Source organism: Micromonospora sp. NBC_00617 (assembly GCF_045161355.1).
In the GTDB taxonomy this organism is placed as follows: domain Bacteria; phylum Actinomycetota; class Actinomycetes; order Mycobacteriales; family Micromonosporaceae; genus Micromonospora.
On record NZ_CP107751.1, the window covers coordinates 1,448,310 to 1,471,380 of the forward strand.

The 23,071-nt window shown below is 73.6% G+C and carries 17 protein-coding genes; 5 read left to right on the forward strand and 12 right to left on the reverse strand.

Going from position 1 to position 23,071, the window contains the following annotated elements; translation table 11 throughout:
* The first annotated feature begins 116 nt into the window (after nucleotides 1-116).
* The 3 genes from OG505_RS06480 (at nucleotide 117) to OG505_RS06490 (ending at nucleotide 2,701) form a co-directional block, all read left to right on the forward strand.
* Nucleotides 117-719 carry a TetR/AcrR family transcriptional regulator gene (locus OG505_RS06480; protein ID WP_405431729.1) on the forward strand — a complete coding sequence of 201 codons (603 nt, stop codon included), beginning with the start codon at nucleotides 117-119 and terminating at the stop codon, nucleotides 717-719.
* A gap of 182 nt (nucleotides 720-901) precedes the next feature.
* Nucleotides 902-1,381 (forward strand): hypothetical protein, encoded by a 480-nt coding sequence (locus OG505_RS06485; protein WP_405431731.1) that lies wholly within the window; start codon nucleotides 902-904, stop codon nucleotides 1,379-1,381.
* A gap of 75 nt (nucleotides 1,382-1,456) precedes the next feature.
* Nucleotides 1,457-2,701, forward strand: a complete 1,245-nt coding sequence (locus tag OG505_RS06490; protein WP_405431732.1) for an MFS transporter — start codon at nucleotides 1,457-1,459, stop codon at nucleotides 2,699-2,701.
* On the opposite strand, the gene OG505_RS06495 is transcribed toward OG505_RS06490, so the two are convergent.
* The 12 genes from OG505_RS06495 to OG505_RS06550 all read right to left on the reverse strand — a co-directional run bounded on the left by OG505_RS06495 (nucleotide 2,616) and on the right by OG505_RS06550 (nucleotide 20,462).
* Nucleotides 2,616-3,827 (reverse strand): 2-oxo acid dehydrogenase subunit E2, encoded by a 1,212-nt coding sequence (locus OG505_RS06495; protein ID WP_405431734.1) that lies wholly within the window; start codon nucleotides 3,825-3,827, stop codon nucleotides 2,616-2,618. The genes OG505_RS06490 and OG505_RS06495 overlap by 86 nt on opposite strands.
* Complete coding sequence (locus OG505_RS06500; protein ID WP_405431735.1) at nucleotides 3,820-4,833, reverse strand: alpha-ketoacid dehydrogenase subunit beta; 1,014 nt, start codon at nucleotides 4,831-4,833, stop codon at nucleotides 3,820-3,822. Before OG505_RS06500 ends, OG505_RS06495 begins: the two co-directional genes overlap by 8 nt.
* Nucleotides 4,826-5,764 (reverse strand): thiamine pyrophosphate-dependent dehydrogenase E1 component subunit alpha, encoded by a 939-nt coding sequence (locus OG505_RS06505; RefSeq protein ID WP_405431737.1) that lies wholly within the window; start codon nucleotides 5,762-5,764, stop codon nucleotides 4,826-4,828. The genes OG505_RS06500 and OG505_RS06505 overlap by 8 nt, the downstream gene beginning before the upstream one ends.
* Nucleotides 5,761-6,009, reverse strand: coding sequence for an acyl carrier protein (locus OG505_RS06510; RefSeq protein ID WP_405431739.1), 249 nt, complete (start codon nucleotides 6,007-6,009; stop codon nucleotides 5,761-5,763). Before OG505_RS06510 ends, OG505_RS06505 begins: the two co-directional genes overlap by 4 nt.
* On the reverse strand, nucleotides 6,002-7,885 hold the full coding sequence (locus OG505_RS06515; protein ID WP_405431740.1) for an HAD-IIIC family phosphatase: 1,884 nt from the start codon (nucleotides 7,883-7,885) through the stop codon (nucleotides 6,002-6,004). Before OG505_RS06515 ends, OG505_RS06510 begins: the two co-directional genes overlap by 8 nt.
* 36 nt (nucleotides 7,886-7,921) lie before the next feature.
* Entirely contained in the window at nucleotides 7,922-8,950 is a 1,029-nt protein-coding gene (locus OG505_RS06520) for a 3-oxoacyl-ACP synthase III family protein (RefSeq protein WP_405431741.1), read from the reverse strand.
* A complete protein-coding gene (locus OG505_RS06525; RefSeq protein WP_405431742.1) occupies nucleotides 8,947-10,584 on the reverse strand; it encodes a hypothetical protein in 1,638 nt (545 codons plus the stop codon). Before OG505_RS06525 ends, OG505_RS06520 begins: the two co-directional genes overlap by 4 nt.
* Nucleotides 10,581-10,811: an acyl carrier protein gene (locus OG505_RS06530; RefSeq protein ID WP_234591281.1), complete on the reverse strand. Its 231-nt coding sequence runs from the start codon at nucleotides 10,809-10,811 to the stop codon at nucleotides 10,581-10,583. Before OG505_RS06530 ends, OG505_RS06525 begins: the two co-directional genes overlap by 4 nt.
* Nucleotides 10,808-12,196: an MFS transporter gene (locus OG505_RS06535; protein WP_405431743.1), complete on the reverse strand. Its 1,389-nt coding sequence runs from the start codon at nucleotides 12,194-12,196 to the stop codon at nucleotides 10,808-10,810. The genes OG505_RS06530 and OG505_RS06535 overlap by 4 nt, the downstream gene beginning before the upstream one ends.
* Before the next feature lie 12 nt (nucleotides 12,197-12,208).
* Entirely contained in the window at nucleotides 12,209-18,883 is a 6,675-nt protein-coding gene (locus OG505_RS06540; RefSeq protein ID WP_405431745.1) for a condensation domain-containing protein, read from the reverse strand.
* Nucleotides 18,880-19,695: a thioesterase II family protein gene (locus tag OG505_RS06545; RefSeq protein ID WP_405431747.1), complete on the reverse strand. Its 816-nt coding sequence runs from the start codon at nucleotides 19,693-19,695 to the stop codon at nucleotides 18,880-18,882. Before OG505_RS06545 ends, OG505_RS06540 begins: the two co-directional genes overlap by 4 nt.
* Nucleotides 19,696-19,853: 158 nt before the next feature.
* Nucleotides 19,854-20,462 (reverse strand): class I SAM-dependent methyltransferase, encoded by a 609-nt coding sequence (locus OG505_RS06550; protein WP_405431749.1) that lies wholly within the window; start codon nucleotides 20,460-20,462, stop codon nucleotides 19,854-19,856.
* A 141-nt stretch (nucleotides 20,463-20,603) separates the two neighbouring features.
* Between OG505_RS06550 and OG505_RS06555 the strand changes: the two genes are divergently transcribed.
* Together OG505_RS06555 and OG505_RS06560 are read left to right on the forward strand one after the other, a co-directional pair.
* Nucleotides 20,604-21,182 (forward strand): hypothetical protein, encoded by a 579-nt coding sequence (locus OG505_RS06555; protein WP_405431751.1) that lies wholly within the window; start codon nucleotides 20,604-20,606, stop codon nucleotides 21,180-21,182.
* Nucleotides 21,183-21,744: 562 nt separating this feature from the next.
* Entirely contained in the window at nucleotides 21,745-23,013 is a 1,269-nt protein-coding gene (locus OG505_RS06560) for an ABC transporter substrate-binding protein (protein ID WP_405431753.1), read from the forward strand.
* Nucleotides 23,014-23,071: the final 58 nt, after the last annotated feature.

Consider the following 23,071-nt stretch of genomic DNA (forward strand, 5'->3'; position numbering starts at 1 on the left):
TGGCTGGTCGTGGCCCACCCGTTCTGGCATCCTGAACAAGTGGAACCGTGTTCCGCTAACCAATATACGGAACATGGTTCCGTTTGCCAACACTGATCATGGGAGGTCGGGGCGCGGTGGCCGACATCGACGGCGGATCGACGGGAGCGGCGTCGCCGCGGGAGCCGGCGCCACGGAAGCGGGCGGACGCGCGACGCAACGAGGCGACGCTCCTGGACGCCGCCGCCGCAGCCTTCGTGGCGTCCGGCGTCGACGTTCCCGTTCGCGAGATCGCCGCCACGGCGGGCGTCGGGGTCGGCACGATCTACCGGCACTTCCCGACGCGCGCGGATTTGATCGTGGCCGTCTACCGGCACCAGGTGGAGGCCTGCGCCGAGGCCGGTCCTAGGCTGCTGGCCACCGTTGGCACGCCGCATGCTGCCCTCGCGCAGTGGATCGACCTCTTCGTCGACTTCCTGGTCACCAAGCACGGTCTCGCCGAGGCGTTGCAGTCCGACAACGCCGCCTTCCAGACCCTGCACACCTACTTCCTCGACCGCCTGGTGCCGGTGTGCTCCCAACTGCTCGACGCTGCCGCCGCAGCGGGCGAGATCCGTACCGACCTGAGCGCCGTCGAGCTGCTGCGCGGCGTCGGCAACCTCTGCATCGGCGCGGGCGACCCCCGCTATGACGCGCGCCGCATGGTCAAGATCCTCATCGCCGGGCTGAGCGTCCACTAGCCACCGTCGTGCCCGTCGGCCTTGAGGCCGCAGGCCCCTCTCTGTTGCCTGTAGAGCTGCCCCAGATATGAGGTGGGCTCGCTGCCCCATATCTGGGGCAGCTCTACAGCGTCGCCCGGAGGTCAGGTGCACCCCAGCGGTCAGGCGTCCTCGTCGTCGAACTGTCAATGTAATGTTGACGAATGACGACGCCGTTGGCCGGCTTGGCCGGGGTCCGTGCCGCTCGTACGCACCTGGACGAGCGGGAGGCGGAGCTGATCGACCGGGCGCGTCACGAGGGCGCGACCTGGGCGCAGATCGCGACGGCGCTGGGGCTCGGCAGTCGGCAGGCCGCCGAGCAACGCAGGCAGCGCCTTCTGGCCGCTCGACGTGCTCGGCGGCATGACCTGGACCGTGACTACGCGGCGCAGATCGTGACGCTGCGGGGCGCGGTGGCCGAGCTGGGCCGCTGGATCGCGACGGACCGGCGGTGGGACTCGCGGTTCCACCGGGCGGCACTCGTGCGGAGCACCGTCGACGCCGCTCTGGACGCCGACCCGGGCTCGCTCTACGCGCTGGCCCTGCACCTCCGTGCCGACCTCGACGCCGCGGGCGACCGGTTGCCACCGTCGGTGCGGGCGGTGGCGACGACGATGGGCACGGCATTGTCAACGCATCATTGACGTCAGTTGTCGGTATTGCCGGGGCCAGGCTCAAGAATCAGGATGTGAGTCGATCCGACTCAACCTGGAGGGCCGATGCGGCGCAACGCGAGCCTGTTCGTGGCGATCTCGGTACTGTCCGGCTTCGGCAGCAGCGCCATGGCCCTCGTATCCGGCATGTGGATTCTCGACCTCACCGGCTCCACCGGCCTGGCCGCCCTGGCCGGGCTCTGCGTGTACGCCCCGGTGCTCGCCGGGCCATGGCTGGGCGGCCTGCTCGACCACGCGCCCCGACGACCGTTGGTGATCGCCGTCAACCTCCTGCTGGCGGCCGCGCTGCTGACGCTCCTCGCGGTACGCGGCCCGGGCCAGACCTGGCTGATCTTCGCCGTCTCGTGTGCCTACGGTGTCAGCTACGTCCTGGTCGATGCGGGCGAGACTGCGCTGCTGCCGTCCGCGCTCTCGCCAACGGACCTCGGCGATGTGAACGGGTGGCGCTCCAGCGCCCAGGAAGGCATGAAGCTCGTCGCCCCGGGGGTCGGCGCGGGCCTCTACGCCTGGCACGGCGGCCACGCGGTCGCCGTCCTCAGCGCGGCCATGCCGCTGTTGGTCGCCGTCCTGTACCTGGCGGTGCGCCTGAACCGGATCCCGCCCGAGCGGTCGACCCCGCGGCACCAGGGCCCACGCGCCGGGCTGTCGGTCCTGTCGGGACAGCTGACGACCCGTGTACCGCTCGTGCTCGCGGCCGTGTCGATCGCCATGTCCGGCTTCACGACCGCGGCCGTCTACGCGATAGTCATCACCGATCTACGCCTGCCGAGCACGTTCCTGGGAGTCCTGGCCAGCGCGCAGGGCGCGGGCTCGATCCTCGGTGGACTGCTCGTCGGACGGCTCCTCACCCGACGCGGACCGGCCGCCGTCGGCGTTGCCGGGGCCGTGCTGTTCGCCGCGGCTTGCGTGGCGCGCTGTCTGCCCTGGTGGCCAGCCACGGTCGCGGGTGCCGCGATCGCCGGCATCGGGCTGCCGTGGACCCTGGTCGCGGCGGTGACCGCCGTGCAGACGCACACCCCGCCGGCGCTGCTCGGCCGGGTCGCGGCGACAGCCAACACGGTGATGTTCGGGCCTCTCGTCCTGGCGATCCCGCTCGGTTCCGCCGCCGTCCACCTCGGCGGCCGTCCACCGCTGGTCGCCGCCGCCGCGCTCTGCCTGACCGCCGCTGCCAGCCTGTCCCGCCGCGCGGAGCTGCCGCCCCTGCTCACGGAAGGTCCGAGGCGAGGTGCTCCGGGGACTCCAGGGCCGCCTTCACGGCTTGCAGGAACGCGACCGCCTCCCGGCCGTTGACCACCCGGTGGTCGTAGACGGCGCTGAGGTTGACGAACCGGCGCGTCACCACCCGACCGTCGGTGTCCAGCGCCAACTCATCCTGCGTGCCGCCGATCGCCACCACGCAGGTCTGGCCGGGGAAGACGATCGGCCCGGCGAGCACCACGTCGGGGTCGGTGTGCAGGGAGACGACGATGGTCCCGCCGGCCAGCTCACCCGCCCGGAAACCCTCACCGCCGGCCCGGGAGCGGAAGTCCATCAGCGTCTCGGCGATCTCCGCGCAGGTCAGCTCCTCCACGTCCCGGACCACCGGGATGAACAGCCCCGTACCGACGTCGATGGTGACGCCGACGTGGGCCGCCTCGGCCAGTCGTACGCTGCTGCCGTCGCCGGGGGAGGCGAAGAGCAACGGGTGGTCCTCGCGCAACCCGCCGATGGCCTTGACCAGCAGTTCCGGCAGGCCGACCAGGGTGCGGGTGGCGCGGGTCAGGTCACGGGCCACCGTGAGGGCGGCGTCGGCCCGGACCTTGATCACCGCGAGCGCCGCCGGCACCTCCCGGTGCGACTCGGTGACCACGGCGGCCACCGCGCGCTGCGCACGGGAGAGCGCGTGCACCGGGCGCGGATCGTCCGGCTCCGGGCCGTCGCCGGTCGCCAGCGCGGCGGCCGCGGCCACCACCACCGGCTCGGTCGTCGCCGCGGGCGCCGCCGACCGGTCGGCCAGCAGGCGTTCCACGTCGGTACGCCGCACGACCGCCTTGCCGAGGCCGCGCAGCTCGTCGTCGCCGAGACCGTGCGCCGCCGCGAGTTCCCGGGCCGAGTCGGTGAGCACCGGCCCGCCGGGGGAGCCGTCCGGCAGGGGTACGACAGCCGGGGCGACCGCCTCGGCGAGGAAGTGCTGGCGGGCCTCTTCGCTGTCGAAGACGCGACCGATCACGTCACCCGGGGCGCACTCCTGGTTGACCTCGACGAGCCGGTGCAGGACGCCGTCGCCGTCGCTGAGCAGCTCCTCGGCCGCCTTGGAGGTCTCCACCTCGGCGATCGGCTCGCCGACGCGCACCTGCTCGCCGTTCTCGGCCAGCCAGTCGAGCAGGACGTACGTCGTGTCGTTGTTGTTGAGCTTGGGGACGACCAGGTCAGTCACCACTGACGACCTCCTTCACGGCCTGGCGGATGCCGGTGTCCTGCACCAGCACGGTGCGTTCGAGATGCGCGGCGGTCGGGATGACGCTGTCGGCGGAGTGCACCAGGCGTACCGGCGCGTGCAGCAATCCCCAGAGCCGCCGATGTACGACCTGCGCCAGCTCCGCGCCCCAGGTGCCGCCGGCGGTGCTCTCCTCGGCCACCACCACCCGCCCGGCCCGCGCGATCGGCGGCAGCAGGGTCTCCACGTCCAGCGGCCAGAGCCGCGACGGCACCAGCACCTGGCAGACGATGTCGTCGCGCAGCAGCAACTCCCGGGCCACCGACACCGCCCGGGCGGCCAACCCACCGGGTACGACCAGTACGCAGTCGGCCTGCTCCTCCTCGTCCACCCGGACCCGGGCGACGTCGGCGTCCGGGCCGATCAGGTCGTAGCGGAACAGCTCGTCCACGACGCCGTCGGCGTACATGCGGGTGGTGTAGAGGACCTTGTCCTCGAAGAGCAGTCCCGGCCGGCCGGTGGCGAGCATGCCGGCGAGGACCGTCCGGTTGTCGTGGAACGGCGACACCTCGTGCACGCTCAGGCCGGGGATGCCGATGAAGTGCTTCAGCGGGCTCTGGCTGTGTGTCGGGCCGTACCCCCGGTTGCCGCCGGTGGGGCAGCGCACCACCAGCCGCATCGGCACCCGCCGGCCGTACATGGCGGTGGACTTGCTGGCGAAGTTGAGGATCTGGTCGAACGCCAGCGCCACGAAGTCACTGAACATGATCTCGACGATGGCGCTCTGCCCGGCCAGGGCCAGCCCGCCGGCCACGCCGACGATGCCGCCCTCGCTCAACGGGGTGGACAGCACCCGCTCCGGCCAGCGCGTCGACAGTCCCCGGGTCACCTTGAACGCCCCGCCGTACGGGTCGACCAGGTCCTCCCCGAGCACGGTCAGCGCGGGATCGTCGGCCAGCAGCGCGTGCAACGCCTGGTTGAGGTTCTCCACCACCCGCTCAGCCACGGTCGGCCTCCGCCCAGCTGCTCGCCGGCCGGCCGGCGACGTCGGCGACCACCTGCGCCACGTACGCCCGTTGCCGCTCGTCGTGCGCGCCGAACTGCTCCGGGTACGCCTGCGCGTAGCGGGCGTACCAGTCGTGCGCCCGCGCGTGCGCGATCTGGTCCGGGCGACGGCTGTCGTCGCCCTTGCTGTGCGGTCCCACCCGGTGCGTGAGCAGCTCCACCACGTACGGTGTGGACCGCTCGCGGACCCGGCGCAGCACCGGCGTCAGCGCGGCCCGGACCACCTCCGTGTCGGTGCAGGTCACCCGCAGGTGGTCCACGCCGAACGCCCGCGCCCGCCCGCCGATGCTGCCGGCGAGCTGCGCGTCGGTCGGCGTGGACTGGGCGATGCCGTTGTTCTCGACCACCAGCAGCAGCGGCAGGCCCCACAGCGCGGCCATGTTGAGCGCCTCGTAGACGGCGCCCTCACCCCAGGTGCCGTCGCCCAGGTAGACCAGCGCCAGCCGGCCCGGCTCGGTGCGCTTGAGGTGCAACGCCACCCCGGCGGCCACCGGCACGCTCTCGCCCTGCACGCCTGTCGACAGGTAGCGGTCCCGCAGGATGTGCTGGCTGCCGCCGACACCCTGGCACACCGCGCCCTCGCGGCCCATCACCTCGGCCAGCAGGCCGTGCGGGTCGTTGAACCGGGCCAGGTAGTGCCCGTGGCCCCGGTGGTTGCTGAACACGAAGTCGCCGTCGGTGAGCAGCGGGCGCAGCGCCACCGGCACGTACTCCTGGCCCAGGCAGGTGTGGGTGGTGCCGTGCAGCTCACCCCGGCCGAACATGTCCAGCAGGGCCAGCTCGAAGTGCCGGATCAGCAGCAACAGGTCCAGGTCGGCGTCGGCGAGCCGGGTCGGCGCGATCGGCGGCGCCTCGGTGCGGGTGGCGGTCACCGGGAGGCCCCGTCCAGCTCGCCGGCGACCAGGTCGACCAGTTCGCCGACCGCGTTCACCGCCAGGTACGCCCGCAGGTCCAGGCGTACGCCGAGGTCGTCCTCCAGCGCGGAGAGCAGCCGCAGCGCCTCCAGGCTGGTCCAGTTGGCCAGCGACGCGAACCGGACGTCGGGCGAGATCTCCTCGGCCGGTACGTCCGCGACCTGCTCGATGAGGTCCGCGACGGTGGTGAACAGGTCAGGCACGGATGTCTCCCTCCTCCAGGGCGATCCACGCCGGCAGCAGCCGGGGCGGGGGATGCAGCGGCAACACGTGCCGGGTGGTGCCGTCGTCGACGGATGCCACGGTGAAGCCGGCCGACGGCCAGACGGCCCCGCCGGGCTTGTTGCGGGCGGTGGGCCGGAACAGGGCCTCCAGCCGGGTCGCGCCGGCGGCTCGGGCCAGCTCCGCCACCCGGTGCAGCGCCGCTTGCTCGACACCGCGGGAGAAGACCCGGCAGCTGAGCACGAAGTTCTCGATCACCCAGGCGTCCGGGTCGGTCCGGTCCAGCCACAGGCCGCCCACCAGCCCTTCGGCGCCGAACCGGTCGGTCACCTCGACGGTGAGCACCAGGTGCTCGGGGGAGTCGGCGCGCGCCCGGGTCTGCGCCTCGGTGTGCGCGCGCTCGGTCATGGTGAACTGGTTGGTGCGCAGCCCGAGCTGCGCGAGCCGCGGCAGGCTGTGCTCGTCGACCTCCCGGACGGTGACGCGCAGCTTCAGCTCGTGCAGGTAGTCGGCCGCCGAGTCGAACGTGGCGGCGAAGCGCTCACGCCCGGCGCGGGCCCGGTACAGCTCGGTGCGTTCCCGGTCGGTGGCGCCGGTGGCCAGCACGGTGAAGTGCCCCTCGGTGAGCAGTCGGGTGGGGAAACCCGCCGGGTCGCCGGCCAACTCCACCACCCGTACGGTCGGCAGTTCGCGGCGTACCAGGTCGCACTCGAACGGGCTGTCGTCGGCGAACACGACGGCGTCCAGGCCCAGGTTGAGGGTGGTGGCGAGCTGGCGCAGGTTCTCGTCCTTGCGTCCCCAGTTCACCGCCTGGGCGACGAAGTCGTCGGAGCGCAGCAGCAGGTCCGGGTGCTGCGTGAACGCCTCGGCCACCAGGTCGGGGTCGTTCTTGCTGCACACCGCGAGCAGTACGCCCTGCCGGCGCAGCGCCAGGGCGCGACGCTGCACGTCCCGGTGGCAGTTACCGGGATAGTCGGCGCCCAGCCGGATGCCGGTGAGCCCGTCGTCGCCGAGCACGCCCGCCCAGAGGGTGTTGTCCAGGTCCAGCGCGAGCACCTTCGCCGTCCGGCCGAGAACCGCGCGGCAGAAGGTGGCGGCCTCGTGGGCGTACCGGCGCTCCACGGTGGGCGTCCACGCCATGCTGGCGAACCGGTACAGGCGCTCGTCGCGCACCGGACCGTCGTGGTCCACCAGCAGCGTCTCCAGATCCAGGGTGTACGTCGTGTCCCGCCCGCCCAGCTCCAACAGCTGGGAGTTCAGCTCCCGCCAGATGCGGCCCAGCTCGGCCCGGCCTCGGAAGCTCACCAGGCCCCGGTGCTCCAACGGCGACAGCGGCACGGTGTGCAGCAGTACCGCGCCCTCGTTGCGCGCCGCGTACCCGCGCAGCGCGGCGGCGAGCACGCCGGCCCGTTCGCCCAGCACGTCGGCGAGGCCGGCCAGGTCGCCGGGGTCCCACTCGGCGGGCAGGAACCAGCCGTCGTGCAGCAGGCAGAGCGTGACGTCCGGCCGGAACTCGGCGAGCGCCGAGCGCGGGTCGCTGAGGTCGAGCACGAGCTGGTCGAAGCCGGAGACGTGGATCTCGGCGGCGATGCCGATCCGCAGCAGCGCCACCCGCAGCAGCGGTTCCAGCGTGCCCGGCGTGAACGTGCCGGTGACCGCGACCCGCAGCGGACGCAGCGGGAAGTCGGGGCTGGCCAGCTTCTCGACGGGCACGTCGGCGAGCAGCCGACCGGCGGACGCGACGGTGGTGACCGCCGCGTCGTCCAGGTGGACCAGGCCGGGCGCCAGCTCCGGATCGGCGGCCGCGTCGGGTCGGCGCAGCCGGCGGATCCGGTGCAGGACCTCCTCGACTCTCATGTTCGGTGTTCCTTCCCGTCGAAATGGTGCGGCCGGTCAGACCCGTAGCAGGGTGCAGACCCAGTGCATGCCGCTGCCGGTGCTGGTCAGGGCGACCAGGTCGCCGTCGGTCAGCTCGCCGCTGTCGAGGTGGCGTTCCAGGCCGATGAGCTGGTCGGCGCAGCCGATGTGACCGTGGGCGAGGGCCAGCTCGACGTTGGTCCGCTCCAACCCGACGCCGAGGTCCTTGGCCAGCTCCGCGAACTGCCGGGCGTTGTCGTGGAAGTGCACGAACCGGTGGACGTCGGCCAGCGTCACACCCGCCCGGGCGCACGCCGTCTCCACCACCTGCCGGTTGCGCTCCCGGATCGTGGCGACGAACCGGAACATCCGGCGTACGTCCCCGGCGAAGAACTCGTTGAGCCGGTCGGCCGGGTCACCGACGCGAGGGGTGCCGCCGTCCGGGGTGAACGGCTGCGCCGCGCCACCGACGGGCATGCGCATGAAGCCCGCGTACCGGCCGTCGGTGATCGTCTCGGTGGCCAGCCAACGGCACCGGTCGTGGTCGCGCACCAGCACGGCCGCCGCCGCTCCGTCGGAGAAGACGCTGGTGTTCACCTCCATCCGGTTCCAGTACGGCTCGCACACCCGGTTCCCGCCGATCAGCAGCGCCGTCCGGTACTCGGGGTGGGTGGCGAACCGCCCGGCCACCGTGTCGAACGCGGCCACCCCGCCGCCGCACGCCTGGTTGAGCAGCACCGCCTCGGCCCGGTGCGCGCCGAGTCGGGCCTGGGTGTGCGCGGCCGGGTCCCAGTAGAGGTATTCGGCCAGGTCGGGGATGGCCAGCACCACCAGGTCCACGTCGGCGGCGCTCAGCCCGGCCCGGTCCAGGGCCGTGCCGCCGGCCACCACCGCCAGGTCGGTCACCCCGACGCCGGGGCCGGCCCGGTGGAACGCGCGGTACTCCCAGGACCGCAACCGGTCCAGATCCTGGGTGTACGCGGCCGCGGCAGCCGCCACGTCGACCGGCTCGCCGAGGACGTGGGCCAGGGCGGCCACCCCGACGCCGACCGGCGGCGCGCTCACCGCCGTACCGCCGTGGCTGTCGCTGCCGTTGCTGCCGTCGCCGACGATGCTGTCGGCGGCGTCGATGCTGTCGCTGTCGGCGGCGGCGGGTCGTCGTCGGATGGGTGGGCGGCGCGCAGCCGGACCCGGGGGTCGGCGGGCGCGACACCGTCCAACTCGGACAGGAAACGTCGAGCGCTGCCGTTGCGGCCCGTGTCGGTGAAGCGGACCAGCACCTCGCCAGCGCCGGCCGCGCCCGCCCGCCGGGTCACCTCCCGCAGCACGGCCGCCTCGACGCCCTTGCCGAGCACCGGGCAGGAGAGGGAGAAGACGTCGACGGTCCAGCGGTCGACGGTCCGGTCCAGCGCGACGAGGCCCGAGGTGCCGTAGTCGCCGAGCCGGTCGCGTACCCGGATCGCCAGCAGGTCGGCGGCCCGTTCGGCCAACGCGGCGGCCGGTGGGGCGGGCGCCAGCGCGAAGTCGTGCGCCCGGGCGACGACCTCGGCCACCTCGGCGACGCTGTCGGCGGCCACCGGGCGGTAGTCGACGTGCACGTCCAGGCCGGCCACGAAGTCGTCCAGGGACAGCTCGGCGGGCGTGACGGCAGGTCGGGACGGGCCGCCGGTCCACCGTCGGACCGGCAGCCGGTCGGTCAGTCCCGCCGCCCGCAGCTCGTCCGACCAGAGCGCGGGATCGGGGCCGAGCGGAACGTGTCGCGGCGGCGCCTGCGCCGGGCTGGTGCCCGCCAGCACGAGCTGGGCCGGCGCGACGTCCAGCTCGTCGGCGATCTCGGCGAGCTGGTCGGCCAGGGGCCGCTCGTCGGTGACCCAGCCGTCCAGCACGCTCAGCAGGTCGGTGGCGTCGGCGCTCGACCACCAGTCGGCGCCGGTGGCCCGCAGCGCCACGCGTACGCCGGCGGCGCGCAGCTCGCGCAGCGCCGGCAGCAGGTGCGCCGCCGCGGTCAGAGCGTCGCCGTCGAGCACCAGCGCTCGGCAGCCCGCGCCGAACCAGGCGGCCACCAGCGCGGCGGCGGTGGCGCCGAGCCGCGCGAAGACCTCCTCGGTGTACGGCACCTTCGCGAAGCGGAACAGCGCCGGGTGGTACGCCCGCTCGTCACCGACGGCGCGGACCGCCTCGTCGGCGTCGATGAGCAGCACCCACGGATCGCCGGCCAGCCGGTCGCGCAGCCGCTGCCGGACGGCGGTGGCGCTGGCGGTCACCCCGTCGGCGTGCATCGCGTCGGCCGACCCGTATGGTCGGGAGACGGGGACGGCCGGCAGGACGTACACCAGCAGGGCCCCGTGCCGGCGCGCGGCGGTCACGGCCGCCTCGGCCCCGGCCAGCAGCTCCGCCGCCCACGCGTCGCCGGCCGGACCGGGGTCGCCGGCCTCCTCCAGGCGCTGCGCCACCACCAGCACGTCGGGTCGCGCCTCGGCGAGGAAGCCGTCGGTGGCGAGACACTGCTGCACGACCTGCTGGAACGGGCCGACGGCGAGCGTGGCGGGCAGGGCGGTGTCGTGCAGGCCCAGGCCCAGGTACGGCACCAGCGGGTCCACCGTGTAGCTGGCCAGCAGCGCGACGCGCAGCGCCGGCGCAGGCCGCTGGCGGGTGAGCGCCTGCCAGCGGGTGCGTCGGGCGAACAGATCGGCGCTCATCGGGTCTCCGTGCCCTTGGCGCGCAGCACGGTGCGCAGCTCGCCGACGCTGCGCACGTCGCGGATCTCCTCGAAGGCGAAGGAGAGCCCGTAGACCTCCTCCAGGGTCACCACCAGTTGCAGGTGCCGCAGGCTCGTCCAGGTGCCGATGGTCTGCGGCCCGGACTCGTCGGTCACCTCGGCCGGGTCGACCTCCAGGACCCCGGCCACCACCTCGGTCAGCGTCACTTCGCCACCACCGCGCGGTCGTCGGTCAGCTCGTCGGTGCCGCTCGGCGACGGCAGCGGGGCGGGTGGGTCGGTCGGCTCGTCGTAGTCGGGCAGGTCGACCTCCATCCGGCGGATGCTCGGCGAGGCGAAGCCGGCCGCCGCGACGCCGATGCCGAACAGGCCGACGATCACGAAGATCAGGCCCATTCCGGCGCCCGGTCCGCTGCCGACCAGCCAGCCGAAGTACGGCACGCCGGGCCCGCCGTCGCGCATCATCGGCTCGAACCAGCGGTCGGCGGCGATACCGGCCAGGGCGGTGCCGCCGGGGTACGCGAGGTCCTCGATGAACTGGCGGGCGGCGAACACCCGGCCCTGGTGCGACGGCTCGACCTTCTCCTGCCACACCGACTGGGCGTACCCGTCGATGAAGGGGATGGACAGGTGCAGGAAGAGCAGGGCGATCGACCAGACGATGATGCTGTCCCCGACGCCGTAGACGATCCGGCCGAGGACGCTGAAGACCAGGATGGCGATGAGCATCCGGCGGATCTTGTGGCGGGTGTTGGGCAGCAGCCCGAGCAGGAGCGCGCCGGCCACACCGCCCACCGCGCCGATGGTCTGCACCAGGCCGACCGCGTTGGTGCTGCTGTCGGTGCGGGCCAGGATCTGCGGCACCAGCAGGGCGAAGCCGACCGCGGCGAGCACGTTGATGGCGAACATGATCGCCTCCAGCCCGGTGAACGCCCGGCTGGCCATGATGTAGCGGAAGCCGTAGATCGTGTCGTACCAGAAGCCGCCCTCGTCCTGCTGCGTCGAGCGGGGCACGGGTGGGAGCTGCACCAGCAGCACCGCGCCGATCGCCACCAGGTAGGACAGCGCGTCGATGAACAGGATGACCTTGATGTCCATCAGGCCGAGCAGCGCGGCGGCGAAGCCGGGAGCGAAGATCACCGGGATGGTCCGGACCGCGAACATCATCGCGTTGGCCCTCGGGTACTGGCCCTTCTCCATCATCACCGTGATGGTCGCCTGGTACGCCGGCAGCTGGAACGCGAGGAACGCGCCGGTGACCAGGTTGACCAGGTACAGGTGCCACACCTCGACCGAGCCGGTGAGGAACAGCAGCAGCACGGCGGCCGTGGTGATCGCCGAGCCGACGTCACTGAGCACGATGGTCAGTCGTCGCCCCCACCGGTCGACCAGCGCGCCGGCGATCGGGCTGAAGATCACGGTCGCGCCGAACGCGAACGCCATCAGCATGGTCAGGTCGAAGGCCCGGCCGGTGGCGTCCCACACCCAGATGCTCAGGGCGAAGTTCGTCATCCGGGTGCCGAGCGCCGACAGCAGCTGGCCGAACCAGATCGTGGTGAACCCGGCGAACCGGGACGGGCGTCGGAACGCCATGGGGGTCTCCTCCTACTGCCGTGGCGGTTGCCCGTGGTTCCCGACCAGGCGCAAGAGGCTGGTCCGGATGCCGTCGAGCAGGTTCTCAGCGGTCTCCGGCCGGAAGGCCGGAGTGGCGTAACTCAGATCGACGCGCAGCGCGGGGCCGGTGAGCGACCCCGTCACGTCGAAGGGGAAGGGCCAGTGCCCGTCGGGGTCCTCGGTCGGCCCGAACGGCGCCGCGCAGACATCGAGGAGCTGGTTGGCCGGGGCGACGTCGTCGAAGCCGAACCCGCCCATGTAGTTGACCGCGACCAGCGGCGGCGGCGTCGCGGCCAACCGGGCGCGTACGTCGTCGTCGGGGCAGAGGTGGCGCAGCAGCGCATACCCGATGCCGTTGTCCGGGACCCGGCCGAGCTGGCGGATCACCGAGCGGACCGAGCGCGCCGCGTCGGTGGTGGCGGGCAGTTCCAGCCGCAGGGGATAGAGCACCTGGAACCATCCCGTGGTGCGACTGACGTCGACGTCCTCGAAGAGTGGTTCCCGGCCGTGGCCGGTCGTGGCGACGGTGACCGCGCCCCCGGTACGCCCCGCGACCGTGGCCACCACGGCCCACACGAGCAGGTCCCGCACGCTGGCGTGCAGCCGGCGGGCGGCGGCGTGCAGTCCCCGGGTCGCCGCCTCGTCCAACGTGACGGTGGCCAGACCCAGGTCACCGAGGCGGAACGGCGCGGCGGTCGGCTCGTCGGCCAGTCGGGCCAGCACACCCTCGTCCGCCTGCGCCAGCCAGAACGGCACCTGCTCGCGCAGGTGCGGCGAGCCCGCGTACTCGGCCAGTCGCCGCGCCCAGGCCCGGTACGACGTGGTCTTCGCGGGCAACGCCGGCTCGACGCCGCGTTCGAGCTGGTCGCAGAGCGTTTCCAGGTCGGCCAGGAGCACGCCCCGGGAGACCGCGTCGACGACGAGGTGGTGGTTGACGAGCAGCAGCCGGTCGGGCAGCTCCGGGCCGAGCCGGAAGTGCGCCACCCGGGCCAGCGGGCCGGCCGTGAGGTCCAGACCGGTCTGCGCCTCGGCGCAGCGGGCCTCGACGGCCGCCTCCCGCTCGTCGACACCGAGCCCGGTCAGGTCGTGGCTGACGAACGGGACCGCGTCGGCGGGGTCGGCGTGGTGCTGACGCCAGCTCCCGTCCGGTGCTCGGGTCAGGCGCAGCCGCAGGGCGTCGTGCTGGGCCGCCAGCCGGCGGACCGCCTCGCGGAGCAGGTCGGCCGGGAGCGGGCGGGCCAGCTGGAGGTAGTAGGGGTGGTTGAACAGGGAGGGCCGGCCCATGGTGGGGGCGACCAGGTCGGTGAACCAGCGCTGCGCGCCGGTCAGCGGCGCGTCGCCGTGCACCATGCCCTGCTCGGCGTCCAGCGCCACCGTCGACTCCCCGAGGCTGGCGGCCAGCTCGGCGACGGTGGGGTGGCGGACGAGCTGTCGCGGGGTGACCTGGATGCCGGCCGTCGCGCAGCGGGCGACGAGCTGCATCGCGAGCAGTGAGTCACCGCCGACGGCGAAGAAGTCGTCGTTGATGCCGAGCTGGTTGGTGCGCAGCAGCTCCGACCAGATCGCCACGAGCTGACGTTCCCGGTCGGTGCGCGGCGCGGCGGCGGCCCGGTCGGCCGAGCGCCGGTACCCGTCGGTGACCGCGCCGCGCAGCGCCGCCGCGTCGCCCAGCTCGGTGGCCACCTCGGCGAGCAGGCCGGCGGGAATCCGGTCGACCGGCGCGTCGGCGGCCTCGGAGACGTCCGCGTCGAGGGACCAGAGGCCACGCAGCACGTCCACCGGCCCGTTCGCCGGGTCGAAGGGCAGCGCCGGGGCGTCCGGCGGCGCGGGTTCGGCGGCCGGGTGCAGGACCAGCGTGGCCGTGTCGGTGGGCGGGGTCGGGGCGTACCCGATGATCCCGGCGGTGACCAGCGCGGACAGGTCCGCGCCCTGCGGCGTCGTGGTGAGCAGCACCTCGCGCCCGGAGCGGGCCTGGGCCGCGAGCAGCCGGGCCAGCTCCGCCTGCCGGTGCGCCGGCCCGGCCGGTACGACCAGCCGGCGCAGGGCCGGGTGCCGGACCGCCCGCCGCACCACCAGGGTCGCGGTGACCGCCGCCAGCTCCGGCGACCAGGCGTCGCCGGCGGACAGCTCCGGCACCCGGTAGCGTCGCGCCCACGCCTGCACCGCGACGACGTCGACGTCGGGCCGGGCCTCGGCCAGCCGCGCGGTCAGCTCGGCGAAGACCGCGCTCCACGGTGACGTCCGGTACGCCGGCGACGGCGGGCACACCACGAGCGTCAGCGCCGCCGCGCTGTGCCCCCGGTGGACGTCCAGAGCCGCCAGCAGCTCGGTGTGGAAGTCGCGCAGCCCGACGATGCCCGCGCCGAGCGGACCGGGTGTCCGCCGGTCCTGCCAGCGCAGCATCAGCACGTTGTGGTCCCGTCGCCCGGTCGCCAGGCCGGCGGCCGGGTCGCGCAGCAGCCGCAGCAGCGCGCCGGTCGGCAGCTGTTCGAGGGCGTGCGGCAGGCCCAGCAGCCCCGTCCAGAAGCGGACGGTCGCCGCCAGCCCCGGCACCTCGACGGTGCCGCCGACGACCAGCCGGGGCGCCAGCGGGGCGAGGCGGCGGGGGACCGACGGGCGCCGCCCCCCGGCGAGCGGGGCGTCCGGGCGGCGAACCCCGTCGTCGAGCACCTTCGCGAGCCCGGTCAGCAGCCGGACCATCCGCTCCGGCCCGAACAGGTCGGCCCGGTACGCCAGGTCGGCGTGCAGGTCGTCGCCCTGCCAGGTGACGCTGAGGAAGAGGTCGAAGTCGACACCGACGCTCGGCACCTCGACCGGCGTGGCGGCCAGCCCGGCGAACTCCGGCAGCTCGTCGGCGCCGTCGAGGACGTTGAGCACGCACTGGAACAGTGGGTGGTACGCGGCCTGCCGGGGCAGCCGCAGCGCCTCCACGATGGTCGCGAACGGCAACCCCTGGTGCCGGTACGCCTCCCGTGCCGTCCGGTACGCCCGGGTCACGAGCTGCCGGAAGGTGGGCCGGCCGCCCACGTCCAGGCGCAGCGGCAGCAGGTCGGCGAAGCAGCCGATCAGCGGGGCGAGCTCGGCGCGTTCCCGGCCGGCGGTGGGGACGCCGAGCACCAGGTCCGGTTGCCCGCTCTCGGCGTGCAGCAGGGCGGCGAAGCCGGCCAGCAGCACGGCGAACGGGGTGACCCCCTCCGCCCGGGCCAGCTCCCGCACCGCCGCGCCGAGCCCGGTGCCCAGCCGCTGAGCCTGGTAGCCGGCGACGTCCGAACGCTCCTCGGGGCGGGGGTGGTCGGTGGGCAGGTCCAGCAGCGGCGGCGCGTCGGCCAGCCGCTCCCGCCAGTACGCCAGGTGCGGCTCGACGGCGCTCGACGCCAACCAGTCGCGTTGGTGCCGGGCGTAGTCGGTGAACTGCACCGGCAGCGGGGGCAGCGGCCGGTCGACGCCGGTGGCGTGGTGGGCGTACCGGGCGGCGAGGTCGTCGAGCAGGATGCTCCACGAGGTGTTGTCGCAGACGATGTGGTGCATGCCGAGCAGCAGGTGCCAGCGCTGGTCGGGCAGCCGCAGCAGGCGGGCCCGCACCAGCGGGCCGGCGGCCAGGTCGTACCGGTGCGCGGCCAGCTCGGCGGCCGCCCGGCGCAGCGCCCGGGCCTGTTTGGCCGCCGGCAGCCCGGTCAGGTCCAGTGTCTCCAGCCACGGGTCGACGTGCGGGCGTACCACGGGTTCCGGTTCGCCGCCCCGGTCGGCGAAGGTCGTCCGCAGCACCTCGTGCCGGGCCAGCACGTCGTCGAACGCCCGGCGCAGCGACGTCGTGTCGAGATCGCCGCGCAGCTCCACGGCGGCGGTGGTGTTGTGCCGGACGACGTCGTCGCCGAGCTGGTCGAGGGCCCAGAGCCGCACCTGCGCCGAGGAGGCCACCGCGGGCACGCCCGGCGGGGCGGGCGTGAGCGGGGCCAGCGCGGTGGCGTCCGGGTCGGCGTCCAGCACGGCCGCGAGCCCGGCCACAGTCGGGTTGGTGAACAGGGTGTAGAGCGACACCTCGCGACCGAACTCGGCCTGCACCTGCGACAGCAGGCCGGTGGCGAGCAGCGAGTGCCCACCGAGGTGGAAGAAGTCGCTTGTCACACCGACCTGCTCGACACCGAGCGCGGCGGCCCACAGGCCGGCGAGCCGCTCCTCGGTCGGGGTGCGCGGCGCGACGATCTCGCCGTCGGCCGCCGCGACAGCCGCCGGGGCCGGGCGGCTCCGGTCGGCGACCGCCGCAGCCGTGCTCAACTCCTCGATGAGGTACGCGGCCCGCTCCGACCCGATCGCCGTGTGCAACCCGCTCGCCCCGGTGGCCGGCGCCGGCACGGGCGGGTCCAGCGGCCAGACGTGGGCGAGCAGCCGGCGCAGCTCGTCCCACCCGGCGGGCACGGCCAGCGCCAGCACCCGGGGGTGCGCCTCGCGCAGCGCCGCGACCGCCTGCGGGTCGGCGTCGAGCACCACAGTGGTGGCCGGGTCGGCGTCGGCGAGCGCGGCGGCCGTGTACGCCCGCACCTCGTGACCGGGCAGCGCGTCGGCGAGCCGGTCGACGGGCAGCCGCTCGCCGTCGACGAGCACGAGCCGGCGCGGCTGGCCGACGAGCCGTCGCAGCTCACGCAGCACGGTCGTGCCCAGCGCGGCGAAATACTCGCCCGTGTACGGCACGTGGCCCAACTCGTCCGCGCGCTCGTCGCTCACCTCGCTCACCGGGTAGGCGCCGGCATGGTCGGCGGCCCAGACCGCGTGGACCCCCGGGGTGCGGGCGGCCAACGCGGCCAGCCGGTCGTCGAGGCGGCCGGACCGCTGGCCGATCCGGTCGGCGGCGCGCGGCGACCCGGGGCAGACCACCAGCAGCAGCGGTGCGTCGGTCCGCCGTCGGTACGCGGCCACCGCCGCGTCGAGGTCGTCCAGCGCCGCGTCCAGGGCGGCGTCCACGGCGGTGTGGTCCTGCCGGCGCAGCCAGTCCTGGAACCGCAGCAGGCAGACCGTGGCGTCGGCCGTCGGCCCGGCCAGCAGGTGGGCCACCAGCTGGCCGTACCCGGCCAGCTCCACCGACGCGGGTACGCGCAGAAAGCGCAGCCAGAACTCCACCGGATCGCGCAGCGGGTCCACGGTGAAGGTGGCGGCCAGGGCGATGCGGTGGCGGCGCAGCCCGGTCACCTCCGACAGCGGCAGGTCCGGCGCGTCCGCCATGACGCGCAGCAGCTCCGGCAGCCGACCCACGGTCGCGGCGATCGTCTCGTCGAGGTACAGGTCGGCGTTGAAGTCGACCGCGCCGTCGATCCGGTCACCGTGCGCGGTCAGGCTGACGAACAGGTCGAAGTCGGTGAGGCCACTCTCGGCGGGCACCGGCCGGAAGGTGACCCCGGCGGCCCGCCGCTGCTGCACACCGCCGTCGGTCATGGTCGCCAGCACCTGGAACAGCGGGTTCACGCTGGGATCGCGGACCGGCCGGACCTCCTCCACCACCCGCGCGTACGGGGCCTCCTGATGGGCGTACGCCTCGCTGACCGTGCGGTGCACCCGGCGGACGAGGTCGCGCACGCTCGGGTCGCCGCCGGTGTCCACCCGCAGCACCAGCATCGTGGCGAAGCAGCCGATCAGCGGCTCCAGGTCGGTGCTCGCCCGGCCGGCGGCGGGCATGCCGAGCAGCAGGTCGTCCTGGCCGGTGGCCTGCCGCAGCAGAGCGGTCAGCCCGGCGAGGACCACGGCGTTGACGGTCGCGCCGGCGCTGCGGGCCAGTCCCGCGAGGGCGGCGGCCACCTCGGCGTCGACGGTGAACGGCAGGCTCCGGCCACGGTGGGTCTGCACCGGCGGCCGGGGGCGGTCCGGTGGCAGTGTCGAGCGGGCCGGCGCCGAGGCGAGCCGCTCCCGCCAGTGCGCCAGGTGACCGGCCAGCTCCCGCTCCGCCTCCGGCTGGCGGCGGGCGGCGACGTGCGCGACGAAGCGGGTGGGCAGCGCGGGCAGCCCGGCCGGCACGTCGGCGGCGAACTCGCCGTACCAGCTCACCAGCTCCTCGACGAACACGCCGGCCGACCAGGCGTCGAAGATGATGTGGTGCGCGGTCACCAGCAGCAGGTGCTCGTCGTCGGCGAGGGCGAGCAGCCGGACGGCGAGCAGCGGCCCGCTGGTGAGGTCGAAGGTGACGGCCGCGTGCGCGGCGACCTCCCGGTCGACCGCCGCCTGCCGTTCCGACTCCGGCAGCGCCGTCAGGTCGAGGACCGGAAGCGGCACCTCCAGGGCGTCCGACACCCGCTGGGTGACGACGCCGTCGACGCTCGCGAACACGATCCGCAGCGCGTCGTGCCGGGCCACCACCGCGTCGATCGCCCGGTGCAGCGCCGGGACGTCCAGGGGACCGGTGATCCGCTCGGCGAAGGGCACGTTGTAGACCGGCGTGCCCGGCTCCAGCCGGTCCAGGAACCAGAGCTGTTCCTGGGTGAACGAGAGCGGATAGCTGGCCGGTACGCCGCCCGATCGGGGCGTCGGCACGGCGGTGTCGGGGCGGCCGGCGCGGGCCTGGCTGGCACGGCTCTGGCTGGCACGGTCCTGGCTGGCACGGCTTCGGCGCAGCCGCAGGGCCAGCAGCTCCCGCTGCTCGGGGGTGAGGTCGGCGAGGTCCGGGTGCAGGTCCTGGGTCATCGGGTGGCCCCTTCGACGTACGCGCGGTCGGCGGCCGGCCCGCCGCCGAGCAGGCGGGACAGCGGGGGAGGGGAGTCGTGCAGGTAGAGGTGACCCCCGGGCACGACGGTCAGCGAGAAACCGGCGTCGGTGCAGGCCGCCCAGCCGGCGACCTCGTCCGGGCTGACCAGGGGGTCGTCGGCCGCCGCCACCGCGTCCACCGGCAGCGGCAGTGGCGGCACGGCCGCCGGCCGGTACGACGCGACAACCGTCAGGTCGGCCCGCACGGTGGGCAGGATCAGCTCCAGCAGGCCCGGGTCAGCGAGCACCTCGTCCGGGATCCCGCCCAGGTCGTGCAGCCACCGGGTCAGCGCCGCGTCGTCGAGGCGGTGCGCCGCGCCCAGCGGCGCGGCGGTGCGCGGCGGACGGGCCGCCGAGACCACCAGACGCTGGGGTACGGGACCGCCCCGCGCGACCAGGCGGGCGGCCACCTCGTACCCGATCAGGCCGCCCATGCTGTGGCCGAAGATCGCGAACGGCCCCGGCACCCGCTCGACGATCGCCTCGACCAGCGGGGGCGCCAGCTCGTCCATCGTGCTCAGTGGCGGGTCGGCCAGCCGACGCTCACGACCGGGCAGCTGCGCGGTCCACACCTCCACGTCGTCGCCCAGGAGGGTGGCCCAGGGGCGGTACGCGGCAGCGCCGGCACCGGCGTACGGCAGGCACACCAGCCGCAGCCGGGCGGCCGGGCGCGGCGCGACGCAGCTCAGCCAGGCTGCAGCGCCGGCCGCTCGGGTGGCGGTCGGCGGCAGGTATACGTGTGGTGTCGCCATGCCCGCACACGCTAGGAACGGGCCGTGACAGCGGTCTTAGCGTCGGCTGAGGGTTCCTCGGGGTGTCCGCTGCGCGCGGCCCGAGCGAGCGATCCGTGCGCAGGCGTGCGGCCGTGGTGGGGGCGGCTCGCTGGCGGGCAGGCGTGTTCCCGACACGCTCATCCGTCGGTGGTGACCGCCGCGATGGCGAAGTGCGGCCGGTGGACGCCACCGTCGGGGCGTTCCAGGCGTTCGACCTCGGTGAAGCCGGCGCGCGTCAGTCGCTCGGAGATCTCGTCGACGGGCCACCGGTAGGCGGTCATGACCTTGTGGTCGAAGGCGTCCACCTCGTCGCTGGCGAAGAGGCCCAGCACCAACCGCCCGGACGGGGCCAGGGCACGCCGGAACGTGGCGAGCACGCCGTCGAGGCGCTGCGGCGGCAGGTGGATCAGCGAGTACCAGGCCAGGATGCCGGCGACGGAGTGGTCGGCGACGTCGAGGTCGTCCAGCGACCCGAGGCGGTAGCTGCCGCCGGGGTGGGTCGCCCGCGCGTGGGCGATGAACTCGGGGACCACGTCGATGCCCGTGGCGTCGACACCCAGCGACCGAAGGTGGTCGGTGAGGTGACCCGGGCCGCAGCCCAGGTCGAACACCGGACCGGGTCGGCCCCCCAGGTGCCGGCCGATGAGGTCGAGGTCGTCGGGGTCCACCTTCTCCCGCGTGCCGATCAGTTCGATGTAGAGATCCGCGACCGCGGCGTACGCCTGCCGTACCTGTTCGGTGCCCACCGCCCGACTATAGGAGCTACCCGCCGTCGCGGCGGTGATGGGTTCAGGGTTGCTCGGTGAAAGACCTGAGGCGGAAACCGGGGCCGCACCGGGGCTGTGCCCGGAGGCCAGCCGAGCGCCGCCCACCGGACGATGACTGCCATGAGACGCGCCGCATTCTTCGTGATCGCCGGGCCGGCCTGCATCGTGGGTTACGGGCTCGTACGCCTGTGGGGGAAGTCCGACGGGACGTACGGCCCGGGGTTCGACTGGCAGGCAGCGCACCTGGTCGGCCTCGCGGGCATGGTGTGCTTCGTGCCGGTGGTCCTGGCGCTGGCCGGCCTGCTGCGCCGCAGCCCGTGGCGCACGGCGGTGGTGGCCGTCACGATGGTCGGGCTCGCCGCCACGATGGTGCAGTTCGCCGCGGACATCGTCGAAGGGCTGCTGGCCGCCGACCGGGCGGAGATGTCGGCGCTCGGCGCGGATTTCAAGGGTGTTCCCGGCGTCGAGGTGGCCTTCTACGACGTCGTACCGCAGCTGTTCTTCCTCGGCCTGGTCGTCCTCGCGGGCATGCTCGCCGCTCACCGGCGGCTGCCGTGGTGGAGCGTCGCCGTGCTGCTCGTCGGCATCGTCCTGCCGGCCGTCACGCTGGACCTGCTGCCCGTCGGCGGTCTGTGCATGCTGGTGGCGCTCGCGCCGGCGCTGCGACGACCACCGGTCAGCGTGGAAACCGTAGTCTGATCCTGCTGATCGGTGCTGGCGGTGCCCGACGCTCGCGAACACTCCTGCCGGAGGGCTGCCCCGCGCCAGCGCCGCGACGCCGTCGCGCAGGTCGAGCCGGCGCCGGTAGGTCGCCCCGGCCGGGCCGTCCCTGTCCAGGTAGCTGATCCACAGGTCGCCCACCGGCTGGTACGCCTCGGCGTCGGCACCCTGCGTGCCCCGCAGCAGCGATCCCGCCGCCACCGGATTCCGCCGGTCCCGGGCGGGTTGCTGGTACCTGAAACTTTCGGCGCGGTGAGGGCGGGAAGCTCCCCCCGCCAGCGGGCGGTCCTGCTGGCAGCAGAGTCGTTGACGGATGACGTGGCAGTTAGTAGCCTCAGCGCACGAAATCATGACATGTAAAAGTCTCGATAGATTTCGGAGATGAGAACCGACGATCTCGCCTACGACGCGGCCAGAGCTGACCCGTCGCTGAGACCGCCCGTCAGCCGCTGCCTGCGGTGCCCGCAGCCGGCAAGCCCGTCGCTCCGATCCACCGCGGTCACCCGACCACCGCCCCGCACGATTACCGCATGGAGGGCCGTTGAAACGCGTCCGGACCACCGCCGCAGCCATCGTCGCCACAGCCGCCCTCCTCCTGGCCGGCTGTGAGGGATCGGATGGCACGTCCAGCTCGGCCGACACGAAGACGTTCGAGTTCTGGTCATTCGCCAACATCAACCAGAAGGCCGACGTCGACGTCTACACCAAGGCGCACCCGGATGTGCGCGTCAAGCTCACCGAGGTGGGCACCACTACCGAGACCGCCCAGGCGCTCACCGCCGCGCTGGCCGGCGGCAAGGTGCCCGACCTGGTGCTGATCCAGGCCGACGACCTGCCGAAGTTCATGCAGTCGCCGGACAACTTCGTCGACCTCACCACGCTGGGCGCGGGCGACATCAAGGGCAACTACCTCGACTGGGTGATGGCGCAGTCGACCACCAAGGACAACAAGATTATCGGTGTGCCGACCGACGTCGGCGGCCTGGCGGTCGCCTACCGCACCGACCTGTTCAAGGCGGCCGGGCTGCCCACCGACCGGGAGGCGGTCGCCAAGCTCTGGCCGACGTGGGACGACTTCATCAACGTCGGTAAGACCTACGTCCAGACGACCGGCAAGCCGTTCGTGGACAACACGCCGACGAGCGTCTTCTTCCAGGCGGTCAACCAGGGCAGCCAGCGCTACTACAGCGCCGACCGTAAGCTGGACTACGACAACGACCAGGTCAAGGCGGCGTTCGACGTGACGCTGAAGGCCTTCACCGCGGGCATCTCCGCCAAGCAGGAATCGTTCTCGTCCGGCTGGACCGCCGCCATGAAGAAGGGCGACTACGCGGTGGTGTGCTCGCCGTCCTGGATGCTCAGCCAGATGAAGACGAACGCCCCGGAGACCAACGGCAAGTGGGACATCGCCACCATCCCCGGCGGCTCGGGCAACTGGGGTGGCAGCTTCCTCGCCATCCCCAAGCGCGCCAAGAACGCGAAGGCGGCGTGGAACTACATCTCCGAGATGCAGTCGCCCAAGGGCCAGCTGGCGCACTTCCTGTCGCAGGGATCGCTGCCCACCACGCCGTCGGTCTACTCGGACCCGCAGCTGGTCGGCAAGACCGACCCGTTCTTCAACAACGCGCCGATCGGCAAGATCTACACCCAGTCGGTGGTCGGGATCAAGCCCTTCTACTTCGGCCCGAAGGACGGGCCCATCGGCACCGAACTGCTCAATACCCTCACCAGCGTCGAGCAGGGCAAGGTGGACCCGGCCAACGCCTGGAACACCGCCCTGACCAATGTCAAGAACGCGGTACGCGAATGACGGACGGTTGATGTGCGGCAGCCGGGTCCGGCCCGGCTGCCGCGCGTCGGGAAGGTGA

Coding starts and splice junctions, on each gene's coding strand:
- OG505_RS06485 (WP_405431731.1), top strand. CDS start 902: ATGACGACGCCGTTGGCCGGCTTGGCCGGGGTCCGTGCCGCTCGTACG.
- OG505_RS06490 (WP_405431732.1), top strand. CDS start 1,457: ATGCGGCGCAACGCGAGCCTGTTCGTGGCGATCTCGGTACTGTCCGGC.
- OG505_RS06515 (WP_405431740.1), bottom strand. CDS start 7,885: ATGAGAGTCGAGGAGGTCCTGCACCGGATCCGCCGGCTGCGCCGACCC.
- OG505_RS06525 (WP_405431742.1), bottom strand. CDS start 10,584: ATGAGCGCCGATCTGTTCGCCCGACGCACCCGCTGGCAGGCGCTCACC.
- OG505_RS06535 (WP_405431743.1), bottom strand. CDS start 12,196: ATGGCGTTCCGACGCCCGTCCCGGTTCGCCGGGTTCACCACGATCTGG.
- OG505_RS06540 (WP_405431745.1), bottom strand. CDS start 18,883: ATGACCCAGGACCTGCACCCGGACCTCGCCGACCTCACCCCCGAGCAG.
- OG505_RS06545 (WP_405431747.1), bottom strand. CDS start 19,695: ATGGCGACACCACACGTATACCTGCCGCCGACCGCCACCCGAGCGGCC.
- OG505_RS06555 (WP_405431751.1), top strand. CDS start 20,604: ATGAGACGCGCCGCATTCTTCGTGATCGCCGGGCCGGCCTGCATCGTG.